This is a genomic window from Candidatus Zixiibacteriota bacterium, assembly GCA_034439475.1.
Taxonomy (GTDB): domain Bacteria; phylum Zixibacteria; class MSB-5A5; order GN15; family FEB-12; genus JAWXAN01.
Map to the genome: position 1 here is coordinate 1 of JAWXAN010000021.1, position 12,753 is coordinate 12,753.

Sequence of the window (12,753 nt, forward strand, 5' to 3'; positions counted from 1 at the left end):
GATCTGTTCCGGGCGCAACCGCTTCTTGTTCATACCGGCCTCCTTCAAAATCCAGATTTACTAACATAACAGCTGGACCGGTTTTTGGGGGCAAGGTCAATCTGATCGATTTCCCTTTCTTATTTTACCTCTGCTTCTATTCACAACCCCTCAGGCTTAACCGAGCCTGGGGGATTATAATTTCATTCCGGCGCAGGCCGGAATCCATGATAGATATTCGTGCGGGACTTCTCTGTCGCGCACCGAAGAAAAGATCACACCGTCCGCCACGGCGGAGTGTGGTACGAGATTAAAGAGAGGATGGACCCTCCGCCTATGACGGACTGGGGTGATATTTCAACCCCGTCATTGCGGGGCGAGGCGTGGCAATCTCATATTCTTTTCCGTCGAGTCTTGGTCACTTCGAGCGTACAGCGAGGAGTGAGTGCTGAGGCTTCCGAAGTCCGCCTGTCGTGGGATGACCGGACGGTCATACAATTGGCGGGTTCGAAGACGGACCCCGCCCTACCAGCGTGCGAGATGATCAATATGCCCGGTTAGGTGGGCTGCAGAAGATTCTTTCACACCCTCTGAAGCACAAATGGTTACTTTTTCCTCTTTGCATTCTCTCCCTCATGACGTAAATTGGAACTCTATAAGAAAGATATTACACGTAGATTCGGGGAGATAGAGGGAGAAGCAATGATAATTCAAAAATGGAACTGCATATTTGCGCTATTGGTATTTGTGACCGCTGTTGGCTGTAGTGGCGAACAAGAGGCACAGAAACCATCTCGTCCAGCAACATCTGTATTTTCTATGGCCCTTGATACAACGATCGTCCTCGATGGTACGCCGGTCAATATCGCCGGAGTAACTTTTCGTCCTCCCTTGACATGGAGCGACCTTGGACCGAGCGGAATGCGTGCCGCGAGCTACATCTTTGGTCCTGTGCAGGGAGAGTCAGACTCTGCGACAGTGACGGTTTTCTACTTTGGGGCGCAAAACGGAGGAGGAATTCAGGAAAATATGAGTCGCTGGCTCAACCAGATGTCAGTTTCCGAGGACTACACGCCGCAGGATTTGGCGTTGGAGCAGCATATGACAGTAGATGGTCTGCCGGTTCACACAATTGAAGTTGCGGGAACATACAATGCCTCTGTCGGCGGGCCCATGTCGGGCAAGACCACACCAAAAGAAAACTACCGTATGGTTGGAGTTGTCGTTGAAGCGCCTGAAGGAAACGTATTTTTCAAATTGACCGGACCAGATCGGACATCAGACCAGATGATTTCGTTGCTGGTCGTCATGATTTCTCAGTTAAAACGCACCGCGGCCCCGGCGTCTGGCCAATAAAAACAATAGATCGACAGTTCACAGTAAGGCAAATTCGGCCCTGCCCCCGTGGTCGAATTTGCACTACAAGAAATGCCGATCTACGTGCGTTTTTAGCTACGCTTCCAGTTGTAGTAACGGACTGTTTTGATATTCACTCAAGCGATGCGTTCTTTTTAGTTGTCCTTGAGAGAAAAATTGTTTAATATTCCAACAGCAAGTCGGAAAAGTGGGATGTGTTTTACCCTTCCGGCTTGAGTATATGAGAACAAACCCCGCGAGACACGACCGAAAATAATTTTACAAGGTAATTTCATGGCCGATTCTATACCCCACGATTGGACACAATTCTCCCTGAAAATCGAAATAACAGTTCCCACAGACAAAGCCTTTGCGGCCTGGGTAGACGAAAAGGTTATCAATAAGTGGTTCGCCTATGGTTCCACTGTCGACCCGCAAAAAGGCGGCGAATACACGCTTGTCAATCTCGATGGCGATAAGCTGACAACGACCATTCGGGAAATCAAAAAAGACCGAGTCCTCAGAATTGGGTTTATTAACAAAACAGAAGTTGAAATTACATTTACCAAAATCAAGACAGGAACGAGAATCGAGCTCCGTCAGACCGGCATTAAGACCACACCGGCCGAGATTGTCGAAACCCATCTGGGCTGCAGGCAGGGATGGACATTTTTTCTTACCAACCTCAAAGCATTTCTCGAACACAAAGTTGATCTGCGCTGTCACGACTTCCTCAAAAGCTACAAGGCTGGCTACATCAACGGCTGATAATTTTCTCAGACATAGCAGAGAAGCAGATTCAAAGGGATTTCCATGGCAGTTAAAAAAAAGCACGACTGGAGCCAGTTCACTCATAAAATAGCGATTGCGGCGCCGCCGGAGAAAGTCTTTCGCGCATGGATTGACGACAAAATTTGTGTCAAATGGTTTACCGAGGTCTCGATTATTGAGCCCGTCAAAGGCGGCAGGATTTATTTGAAATGGATAGGCGGCGATGTGCATGAGACCAAAGTTACAGATATAAAGCAAGACAAGCTCTTTGTCTTTCCGTTCGGACCAAATGGAGAGCAAGTTTCTGTCAGTATTTCCAAGATTACGGGCGGAAGCCTCTGCGAGCTTCATCAGTACGGTATGAAAGACAGCCCTGATGATCGAGTGAAAATGCATCTGGGTTGTGTCATGGGCTGGACGTTCTTTCTGACGAACTTGAAGGCCTTCTTGGAGCACAGAATAGACCTTCGAACTCATACCGACAAAGCATGCTATTTGCAGGGCTACATAAACGGCTGATCCTTTCTACGATTCACAACCCCCACTTCCATAGCATACAAGGACTTTAGCTTGTAATCGCTGGCCCGAAATGTTATTCTTTTCCTCTATGGCTATGCAGCAGAGGGGGCCCGGTTTCGTATGAACGATGAAGGGCAGACCGAGTGACAGAACAGGAAGAAGAGGCAATTATCATCGCAGAGGCGCTGGCAGGTAGCCAGAAGGCGTATGCTCATTTGGTTGAGCGTCATCGCCAACCGCTCTTTCATGTGATAAATCGAATTGTGAGAAATTCCGATGCCTCAAACGATTTGGTGCAGGAAACGTTCATGAAAGCATTCGCCTCGCTTGCCTCCTATCGCTCAGAGTTCCGCTTTTCGACATGGCTGTACAAAATCGCGGCCAATTCATCCATAGACTTCCTTCGAAAACGCCGAATCCAGGCTTTGTCGCTGGATCGGCCATTCGAAACTGAGGACGGCTCTGTGGAGATTGAGGTTCCCGATAACTCTTACAATCCGGAGATGGACCTTGAGAAGAAACAGCAGAAATTTACCATCGAGGAAGCAATTGGCTCACTTCCCCACAAATACCGCGAAGTCATCATTCACAGGCATCAAGAGGATAAATCGTACGAAGAAATTGCCGATTTATTAGATATCCCGGTCGGAACCGTTAAAGCGCGTATTTTCCGCGCCCGGGAGCTTCTGAAAAAGAAGCTAAAAAATATCTAACGAGGAGTGACTGCCGTGATAAAATGTTTTAATCGCAATATGACACTGATTATCCTTCCGATTCTGTTCTCTGGCGCCAGCCTGAATGCAAAAGAGTTTGTTTTTGCGTACCAGAAAGCTGTAGAGGTCAAAGAGACGTCAAGTCTGAAACTGACATATATTGGCGGCGATGCCCATTTTAGTGTAAACGAATCAGGAATGATAACAATTGACGCCATTAAAAGAGTGGATGCAACAAATAACGAAGAAGCTGAAGAAGTTGCGGCCCATATTGAAATTAAAGTTGAAGAAGAGAATGGCTCTGTGACCGTTACAACGAACTACCTTCGCTTGCTCAATAAAAGCGACAACTTTTGGCAGAAGATGATCGGCTCGGGACATTTTGATTCTTTTGGGGATGTTGATTGGAATATTTCTGTCCCCGAAGGCTGCAATGTGGAAATCACCAACACGAGCGGTCATATTACGGCGGCAGGTTTATCCGGAGGCTTCCAAATCCGATCCTCGGCATCGACGATTGAACTGAACAGTATTGAAGGTAAAATCGAGATTGAAAACGGTTCCGGTTCCACCTCAGGAGAATTTCTCATCGGCCCGATGACTATCAAACAAGCGCTCGGGGCGATTATGCTCAAGCATGTTGAAGGGGACATCCGGCTCAAGACCGAGTCGGCAGATGTAGATATCGTCCAGGATCGCGGAGCTCTTGATATAACAACCGTGACCGGGCGGGTGAACCTCCAGACAAGTCTTGAGAGTTCTCGCGATTGTTTTGTCGAGACGGCAAGCGGGAACATAAGTCTCATAATCCCGGAGTGGTCGTCTGGAGTCCTCGCGATTACCTCGAAGACGGGCGATATTTCGACTGATATGCCAATCGCAATCCGGTCGATGTCGAAACAGGAAATTGTTGGTACGTTTGGCGAAGGCGGCATTAAAATCGCGCTTCGTTCCGGCAGCGGCGATGTGAGTGTCGCCCAGTTTTAATTTTTCCGCTTAAACATAGGATGTTGTACGTGAGGTCTTTTTACAAAAAACTATTTCGCGTAACCCCGCTGGCCATTCTTTGGCTATTTATTCTCGGCACTGTGCCTCTGCGTGCTCAAAACGGCGCAGATGGCCAGGTCTTTGAACAGATTAAATTGAACTCCGATGGCGTGACCGCCGCCGATACAACCGGCAAACGCTGGATCTACGATTTCGAGCAGGCCAAATTTATTCCCGATACGCGTTCGGTTGAACGAATTTCTGAGCGTAGACGTATCGAGCCGGCGGACACCCGCTGTACCGAAGAGAAAATTATCGCACCTCTACAAAATTCTGTGCTTATCGGCTACGACGAATATGTCACAGCGGATGTTATCACCCTCGGAACAATAACCGTCAAAGGCTGGGCCAAGGGAAACATTCAGTCCATCAACAAACGGGTGCTGGTGACCGAATCAGGACGGGTCGATGGCGATATAAAAGCGCCGGACATCGAAGTGAAACCGGGCGGCGTTGTGAAGGGCAATCAGACGTTGACCGATCCGGTCGAACTGCCACTCGATATATTCAGAGGAAAATTCACCTATGATGGCCTATGGGTTGTTTTCGGATTCACACTGGCCTTTCTCTTCAGCGGATTCATCGTTGTGACCCTTATGCCAAGACAAGTGGCCAATATCAACCGCTGTGTCACACACTATCGCGCCAAAGCCTATCTTATCGGGCTGCTTTTCATCTTTCTCATGCCGATTATCTTTTTACTTCTGGCAATAACCATCGTCGGCATTCTCGCCATACCCTTCGTCCCGCTCGTTTATTACTTTGCTATCGTGCTTGGGGTAGTCAGTTTCGGGCAATGGCTTGGCGAGAGAGCGACAACGTCATGGATGCAAAAACCGCTCGCCCCGCTGCCCCTGACGATGATAGGCATTGCTCTTTTTCTATCTATCTGGTGGCTGGTCGCGCTGGCATTCGGGAGCAGTGATAGCGGGCTCAGCACGTTTGTGAGCGTGACATCGCTGGTATCTGCGATACTGATTACCACTTTCCCCCTGTTGACAGGCATTGGAGCAAGTGTGCTGACGCGCTTTGGATCCCGACCGTATGTCAGCTTTAGTGAAAATCATGCCACCGGGTATGGTGAGGCCCCTGCCCCCGCTCCCCCGCCCATACCGACACCAGCGACGATTATTCCCCAGAAAACCGAACTTCGTCCCCCTATCCGCCTGAACTCCCCTCCCGGCGCCCCGCTGTCTTCTTCGCCAGAAGAATGAAACTTCTGCCGGAATTTTCAGTATAGCATAGTGAATCACACAGGCAGAAGAGGAGTGTCCACAATGTCACGAAGATCAAAATTCATTTTCTTATTTACCATTTGTCTAATAAGCACAGCCGTGCTGTACGCCGATGACCCCAAGCGCGAACAATTTACCGTTGATGCCTCGGGAGCATCCAAACTGATTATTGACTGCGATTTCGCGGCAGGGTCGGTAACTATACAGCCAAAGGACATGGCTCAAGTGGTCACGGCCGATGTTTATTACACCCCTCAATCGGTACGCTATGAGCATTCGTATGAGAATAAAAATGGGACAGGCTATCTCCTTCTTGAGTCGACCCATCGCAATCGAAACGGCAATTATGATTCCGATGAAACGGAGAATGAATGGGATGTAACGCTCTCGGAAAAATACCCGATGGAATTGAATATGGAGATGGGAGCATGCGAAGCAAATTTCGACCTCGGCGGACTCCCGATTACCGCCCTCGACATGGAGTTTGGTGCCGTGTCTGGTGTGATTGATTTCTCTCGTCCAAATCCCCAAAGGATGGAAGATTTGGTTATCAATGCCGGCGCGACATCTCTTGACCTTCGCAATATAGGCAATGCGAATTTTCAGAGGATGCGGTACGAGGGCGGCGCTTCCTCTGTCGAGCTTGACCTTCGTGGCACTTATACCGGCGAGTCCGAAATCGATATTTCTGTCGGAATGGGTTCGGCTGACATATTCCTTCCGGCTGATGTTGCAGTGCGGATTGAATCTGACCGAGACAACTGGTTCTCATCGGTTGATTTTTATAACGAAGACTTGGAAAAAGCGGGCCGCGATGCTTATCAATCCCCCGGCTTTGATACCGCCAAAAACCGCATTGTCATGCGAATCGATGTCGGGATGGGTTCGGTCGATGTCCGCTGGAGATAACGTCGCGCAGGCCGTGCTTTTGTCTAAATTTGAGAAAACCACCTCTAAAGGCGGTTTTTTTGTATGTTCCAGCGCCTTCCTGAAGTATAAATCAGACAGAAAGTTGAAGAGATAAACAGAGTGGCCGACATTCCGTATTGACTTGGAAACGCATGGGGCACATAGCTCAAATTCAGCCCTATCATCAATACGCTTGGTCGAATTCAGTCTTACATACTAAGGAGAATTGATGATTCGAAGAGTTGTAGCCGTGTGGCTGATGTGCCTTACTATCGCTTCGGGGCAGACCGCAACCAAGAGCATTCAGGACCAGATCTTCCGCGCGCGAGATAATGTCCTTCCGGCTCTTGTCCACATTCAGCCGGTGATAAAAGATTTCAATACTGGCGAATTAAAAAAGCAGGCGGTTATCGGCTCAGGGGTCATATTTCATCCCGATGGCTATGTGGTCACCAACTATCATGTTGCTGGAAAAGCCGAGAGAATTATTTGTACCCTAAATGACAAAGAACAAGTCCCAGCGACCTATATCGGCGGAGATCCGCCAACTGACCTTGCTATTATAAAACTCGATCTTACAAACTATCATGGGAAGCTGTCAATAGCCCAATTGGGTGATTCCGATTCTCTCCAGGTCGGACAGCAGGTACTCGCCATGGGATCGCCATTGTCGCTTGCCCGTAGCGTTTCCGCCGGAGTTATCTCAACCAAGGACAGGTATTTCTCAAGTGACATCAGGCTTCCATCAGGAGAGCGAACAGGACGATATAACCTGTGGATACAAACCGATGCCGCAATCAATCCCGGAAACTCTGGCGGACCGCTTGTTGATATGACTGGCAAGGTAGTTGGTATTAACTCGAGAGCGGCATTTCTTGCGAACAATGTCGGCTTTGCTATTCCAGTAAATATTGTCAAACAAGTCACCGAGGCTGTCCTGCGCGACGGTAAGGTATCGCGAAGTTGGATAGGTGTTGATTGCCAGGCATTGCAGGAGCTCGAGAGTTATTTTGGCACAGAAGCCAATACCGGTGTGCTTATCGCCTCTGTTGATGCCGGTTCACCGGCCGAAGAAGCACAACTGCAGGCCGGTGACATTATTCTGGCCGTCGATGACCGCTCTGTATCAGCCCGCTTTGTTGAGGAATTGCCTCCCTTCTACAACCGAATTGCCTCTCAGCCCCCCGGTGAACCTATGAATTTCCGGGTACTTCGCGGTGATCAGGAACAAATATTGACTGTTATCCCCCGTTCGTTGGGAGACCTGTTAGGAGAGGATTTTGAGTCCGGTGAATGGGACTTTACCGTGAAAGGCGTCACACACCAGATGCAGATCGAATACCAGCTTCAGGACTCGACTGGGGTAATGATTGCCGGAGTGAAACCGGTCGGGGTTGCCGATGGAGCAGGCGTGCGGGGAGGCGATGTTATTGTGAAGATTAACAAAACCCCCATTATCACCCTTGCCGATTTTATCAAAGAGTATACGGTTCTCGTCGAGAGCAAAGCCGAAAAAATACTGTTGACCATCAAACGCAGGAACGGCGTAAGACTGGCCGTTCTTAACATTGAAAAGGAAAGAGTAAAAGAGGAATTGGGGCTGACAGATGGCAAATAACAGAACATACAACTATTCGAAAATGAAACACATGCGACTGGTACTCGCCTTTCTTTTTGTCTGTGCAGTGACCGCATCCGCCCATGCCCAGAATTTTGACTTTGAACGACTTGGCAAAGCCATGAATGAGTACACAGTTATCCTTGAAATACGAGTCGAGCTTGCCTTCGGATCCCAGACCTCCGAACAAAAACAGCGGGTACTGGGTACGATAGTTTCAACTGACGGGGTCGTGCTCTTTGATGGCGGTTTCCTTGATACCGATAATGCCTTTTCAGCTCTATCCGGACTGAGCATAAGGACAACTCCGACCAAAATCGAGGTGAAAACTCTCGATGGCGACAAGATGTCGGCTGAGTTTATCGGTGTCGATCGCTTCACAAAACTTGGATTTGTCAAAATCACATCTAAGGGCGATCAAAAGTTTACTCCGGTGAAATTTGCTTCCAAAGTTCGCTTCACTCTTGGAACATGGCTCGCGACCTATATGCTGCTTCCCGAATTTGTCTCACCTCCGGTGGCGGCAGACATTGGCATGCTTTCAAGCATAATTGAGTCTCCTGAGATATTTCCGCTGACCGTAGGCTTTGGTCCAATGGAAATTGGCTCGGTGCTCTATGACAGCCGCCTCAATCCGGTTGGTGTTGTCGGGGTTCTTACCGATCCGGGCAATGGAACCAACGATGCCGGAGGGTTTCTTGACTCGTACGAAACCTCTGATTTCCCTCTGCTTGGAGTAATCACTGGCGAGCGGCTATCCACTGTGATTACCAATCCTCCGACACGCGGCAAAGTAGACCGGGCATGGCTGGGTATCACTCTGCAGGCCCTGACGCCTGATATCGCGGAGTTTCTTAAGCTCGATGCCAAGGGCGGGATAATTGTCAATGACGTCATCGTTGGCTCTCCTGCCGAAAAAGCGGGTCTCAAAGTCGGCGATGTCATCTACAAAATTGATGATTCCCCAATACTTGTTGACCGCGAAGAACGTGTCTCTGTTTTCCAGAAACGAATTTCCGAAATGGGCTCCGGAAAGACAGTCACCTTTGGCGTCCTTCGACCAAACGGTGACGATGCGGCAGAAATTACAATCCCGACAACTCTCGAAAAGGCGCCGATTTCTGCCCTTGACGCCGCCGAGTATGAACATAAACCGCTCGAACTCTCCGTTCGTGAGATGGTCTTTGCAGACTTTACCTTTAATAACCTTGATCAGTCCACTTTCAAAGGTGTCGTCGTCTCAAAAATCAAATCCGGCACCCAGGCTCATATCGGCGGGCTTCAGATGGGTGATATTATCCAGCGCATCGGTTCTACCCCGACTACCTCAGTTGCCGAAGCCGAGGCGGCCTTAACGGCGATCGAGGAAGAGAAGCCTGATGAAATAATCTTCTTCGTCTGGAGGGATAACAAGACGATGTTTGTGAAAGTAAAGACGACTTAGGTTCTTCTAACGTCCACAAAGTCCATTAAGGAGAAGAGAAATCTTCTCCTTTTTTTGAATATCATTACCTCAACCCCCAACAGCTGAGCCTTGACATTCAGCCAAATTTCGTTATATTGCACCCAGTTGCATTACAACCTCGAAGCAAAAACAGCAGATACTCGCCATAATTTTCTGGACGTACAAAGAATGAAAAGACAGCAACACCCGATTAGCGCCTCCATGTTGTTGAACTATAACATTTTGTGGGTGTTCATCATGTCGTTTTTAGTTTGGCAAGTATGCTTTTTATTAAACTATGTCATCGGCACATGGTTTGCCCTGACGGGTGCAGAGATACTTCCATAAGTTATCTGCTTCGAGGAAAGAATAAAAATTGTCGGTAACCGAAAGGGCGAATATGATTCGAACGTTCAAGAAACTCAGTCTTTTGCTAACCCTTCTTTTAGGATTTGCTCTCTCAGTTTCGGCTGATCCAGACGCCTATACCGGCGTTGTCACTATTGATAATGTCATTGCCGAGCCCGGAGACAAGGTTTCCGTTGAAATCCGCCTTAAATCAAATAACGCTTCAATTTCGGCTATGTCCATCCCTATAAAGTTTCCTTCGGTCCATTTGAATTTGGACTCGGTCTCCTATACCAACTCCCTCGCTGGCGTAGATTTCAGCAAAGATATTATGAGAGACAACTCTCTGAAAATTGCTAAACTTTTTCTTTATCCAAGTCTGAATGTCACTCGCGTTCCGACAATTACAGCAGAGACGGGCCTTATCGCTACCTTGCATTTTTCAGTTGGGCCAATAGCGCCCCCATCCGTTATACCAGTAGACTCTCTCAATCTCAGCCTCCAGATCGGCAACATCACCGTTCCGACCCGGGTTGAATTTTCTGATAATGCTGGCCTTATAACCTATCTTCCGGGGTTTGAACGAGGCAGCGTCACCATTCAAATCGCCACCGGTATCGACGATGGGAACGGCCTTATTCCATTGGAATTTGCTCTCGCCCAGAATTATCCCAATCCGTTCAATCCGACTACACAGATTGCCTATTCACTCCCTAAGGCAGGCCAGGTTAAGCTCGAAGTCTTTAACATTCTTGGACAGAGCGTGGCTACCCTCGTAGACAAAAGACAGGAAGCCGGCGCTCATACGGTCAATTTCGATGCCTTGGAACAGCCCAGCGGCGTTTATTTCTACAGACTCGCCACAGAATCAGATGTCAAAACGAAGAAAATGCTTCTGATGAAATAATCCTTCCGCCCTTTTTGCCGACTATATCAGGGAGAGCATGCGCTCTCCCTGTTTTATTTTATATTACGCGTGGTAAAAATGATGGAAGCGACAACGGTCAAAGAACCTAAGACAGTACAGTTTGGCGAATACATCCTCTCCGGCAAGATCGGGCAGGGGGGAATTGCCGAAATCTACAAAGGGCGTCAGGAGTCGCTCGGGCGCGATGTTGCCATAAAAATCCTGTCGAGCAAACTCACCGATGACCCGGATATTGTGCGCAGATTCGAGCGGGAATCGATGGTTATCGCCAAGCTCAATCACCCCAACATCGTCCATGTCATTGACCGGGGAACTAGTGGTGGCCGCTATTATTTTGTTATGGAATTTATCGATGGGACCTCGCTTCGCGAAGTCATTGACTCAAACAAAATCCCAGTGAATGCAAAACTTGAGATGATAGCCCAGGTCTGCAAAGCCCTCGATTATGCCCACAAAAATGGTGTTATCCATCGGGATATCAAACCAGCGAATATCCTCATCGACCGCGAAGGAAACCCCCGTGTCGCCGATTTCGGGATTGCTCAGATTATCGGGACGCCTGAAGGTGATTTGACCTCCTCAGAGGTCGTCATGGGAACACTCGCCTATATGTCGCCGGAACAAAAAGTCAGCTCGACCAATGTCGACCAGACAACAGACATCTATGCCGTAGGCATAATCATCTACGAAATACTGGTTGGGAAAAAGCCGCTTGGTCATTTCAAATTCCCCTCTGAGCTTGTCCCTGGTCTCAATAAGGCCTTTGATGAAATCATCCAGAAATGCCTCGCTCAGGAAGCAAAAGACCGCTACCAGACCGCAGTTGATCTGAAGAATGCCATTCTTGAAGTCATCGCCGGTGGCGGACGGGAGGCGACTGATTCTTTCTCTATAAGTGGGACCGACAGCTTTACTGGAAAATGCCGCCACCTTGACACCATCAAGGAAACCAAATTCGGCTCGACAATTCTGGTGGAAAACCGGGTCTCCAAAAAACTCTATGTCATCAAAAAGCATAACAAAGGGGAGTCTGGCCGAAAAGAGGCCAAGTTGTTGGCAAGCCTCAAACACAAAAATATCATCAATATTCTCGGCTCTGGCGGAGAAGGAAAGAATACGGTAATTATTTCTGAATACGCTCCTGGCGGATCGCTGGACGACCGAATGGCGCGTAAATATGACTGGGAACGGGGAATGGCAATCGGGCTTCAGATTGCCGCCGGGCTCGATTTTGCCCATAAAAATAATATCATCCACGGCAACATACGGCCTTCAAATATCCTCTTTGATAACCATGACACCATCAAGATAACCGATTTCGGGTTGCCCGTTCACTACGATGGCCTCAAACATAAAAACTGGTATGGCTGTCCTGAACATAAGTTCTCCCGCCAAGGAGATATCTACGCATTGGGCGTTATCATTCATCAGCTTATCACAGGTCGCACACCGCAATATGACTCAGCCGATACCCTTCGACTCGACGATGTCAAAATGCTTCTCCCTCAGGCCATAAGCGCGATGCTTCAACACCTACTGGCTGTCAGAGTCGTCCACCGCTATAAAACATGTGAGGAGCTGTTATCCCATTGGGATGAGTTCCAGTGCCAGAGAACCGAGCGTCGTGTGCGCCAAGTCACTGCGAACCATGTGGTTGAAGAAAAACCCGAGTCTGGTTCGTGGCCGCTCTGGGCTGTGGCAGGAGCCGGTGGTATGGCCGTGGGCGCCGTCGCGACGATTGTCTATCTGCTGCTTTAATTCCAATTCCCAACTTAGTTTCTAGCGCAATTCAACAGAAGGAAGATGTCGCGACCTGAGAAGCTTTCAACCAACGAATATCAGAAGAACTGAAAATATCTTCGTGCCGGCCGTCTCTGGCCTGCACA

General features: G+C 48.7%; 11 protein-coding genes. All 11 read left to right on the forward strand.

Annotation, left to right across the window (positions count from 1 at the left end; translation table 11 throughout):
• Positions 1-798 precede the first annotated feature (798 nt).
• Positions 799-1,335 (forward strand): hypothetical protein, encoded by a 537-nt coding sequence (locus SGI97_02305; GenBank protein MDZ4722728.1) that lies wholly within the window; start codon positions 799-801, stop codon positions 1,333-1,335.
• A 294-nt stretch (positions 1,336-1,629) separates the two neighbouring features.
• A complete protein-coding gene (locus SGI97_02310; protein MDZ4722729.1) occupies positions 1,630-2,103 on the forward strand; it encodes an SRPBCC domain-containing protein in 474 nt (157 codons plus the stop codon).
• A gap of 45 nt (positions 2,104-2,148) precedes the next feature.
• The gene (locus SGI97_02315) at positions 2,149-2,625 is read left to right on the forward strand and encodes an SRPBCC domain-containing protein (protein MDZ4722730.1); all 477 of its coding nucleotides are present in this window, start codon (positions 2,149-2,151) and stop codon (positions 2,623-2,625) included.
• 143 nt (positions 2,626-2,768) lie between these two features.
• The gene (locus SGI97_02320) at positions 2,769-3,338 is read left to right on the forward strand and encodes a sigma-70 family RNA polymerase sigma factor (protein ID MDZ4722731.1); all 570 of its coding nucleotides are present in this window, start codon (positions 2,769-2,771) and stop codon (positions 3,336-3,338) included.
• Positions 3,339-3,377: 39 nt separating this feature from the next.
• Complete coding sequence (locus tag SGI97_02325) at positions 3,378-4,325, forward strand: DUF4097 family beta strand repeat-containing protein (GenBank protein ID MDZ4722732.1); 948 nt, start codon at positions 3,378-3,380, stop codon at positions 4,323-4,325.
• 29 nt (positions 4,326-4,354) lie between these two features.
• On the forward strand, positions 4,355-5,599 hold the full coding sequence (locus tag SGI97_02330; protein ID MDZ4722733.1) for a polymer-forming cytoskeletal protein: 1,245 nt from the start codon (positions 4,355-4,357) through the stop codon (positions 5,597-5,599).
• Positions 5,600-5,662: 63 nt separating this feature from the next.
• The gene (locus tag SGI97_02335) at positions 5,663-6,529 is read left to right on the forward strand and encodes a toast rack family protein (protein MDZ4722734.1); all 867 of its coding nucleotides are present in this window, start codon (positions 5,663-5,665) and stop codon (positions 6,527-6,529) included.
• A 229-nt stretch (positions 6,530-6,758) separates the two neighbouring features.
• Positions 6,759-8,147: a trypsin-like peptidase domain-containing protein gene (locus SGI97_02340; GenBank protein ID MDZ4722735.1), complete on the forward strand. Its 1,389-nt coding sequence runs from the start codon at positions 6,759-6,761 to the stop codon at positions 8,145-8,147.
• Positions 8,137-9,591, forward strand: coding sequence for a PDZ domain-containing protein (locus SGI97_02345; protein ID MDZ4722736.1), 1,455 nt, complete (start codon positions 8,137-8,139; stop codon positions 9,589-9,591). Before SGI97_02340 ends, SGI97_02345 begins: the two co-directional genes overlap by 11 nt.
• Before the next feature lie 400 nt (positions 9,592-9,991).
• Positions 9,992-10,846: a T9SS type A sorting domain-containing protein gene (locus SGI97_02350; protein MDZ4722737.1), complete on the forward strand. Its 855-nt coding sequence runs from the start codon at positions 9,992-9,994 to the stop codon at positions 10,844-10,846.
• Between the two features lie 78 nt (positions 10,847-10,924).
• Entirely contained in the window at positions 10,925-12,625 is a 1,701-nt protein-coding gene (locus tag SGI97_02355; GenBank protein ID MDZ4722738.1) for a serine/threonine-protein kinase, read from the forward strand.
• The last annotated feature ends 128 nt before the right edge of the window (positions 12,626-12,753 follow it).